This is a genomic window from Vibrio sp. 1978 (assembly GCF_033344345.1).
Genome location: NZ_JAWPOP010000635.1, coordinates 1 through 628, shown reverse-complemented (window position 1 = coordinate 628; position 628 = coordinate 1). Strand labels below are relative to the sequence as shown.

Genomic DNA, 628 nt, shown 5'->3' with positions numbered 1-628 from the left:
GAGAGCCACATAACGCTCAACCATGTATTGGAAGGATTTCATATTTGGACGCAGGTCATTGAGAAGACCGTAGCGCATCTCTCCTTTCCATCCTGTACGCAGAGGTATATTCGCAAACCAAGGAATCAGAGCTGATTTCGCTGATTTTGGCAGAATCTAAGCGTGGTCGTATTGCTTTTCACGCAATGATTTACCAATCTCTCTGCGGCCTAATAAATTAAACTCACCATGGCCTATCGGCATCTCGATTGCTTGGTGAATTTCTGGCATACGCTCAAGAATAGGCTTACACCAGCCGGGTGCAATAACATCAATTTGGCTTTCCGGGTGCAGTTGCTTTAGTGTGATGTAAAGAGATTGGGACATCACCATATCACCAACCCATGCTGGGCCAATAATTAGAATTTTTTTCATTTTTCAACTTGCCAGTCAGTGTTGTATCTCGGCTTAAAGAGATTGTAATAATTGTTGCCGTCTTCTTGTGAATGCAATAGCTGTAGCACCCACATATATTGTTCTGGTTTATCACCGACGAAGTATTCAATAGCTTCGTTACAGGTGCGGGCGTCTTGTTCTTCACCTTTGTCTAAATCAAATGCAGGCAAAATTTCGATATCGAATGTGCCAT

2 pseudogenes are annotated in these 628 nt (G+C 42.8%); both read right to left on the bottom strand.

What is annotated here, in order from left to right:
- Window positions 1-414, bottom strand: a pseudogene (gene waaF, locus R8N49_RS28260) (lipopolysaccharide heptosyltransferase II); the annotation flags it as partial.
- Window positions 411-628, bottom strand: a pseudogene (locus tag R8N49_RS28255) (lauroyl-Kdo(2)-lipid IV(A) myristoyltransferase); the annotation flags it as partial. The pseudogenes R8N49_RS28255 and waaF, both read right to left, overlap by 4 nt.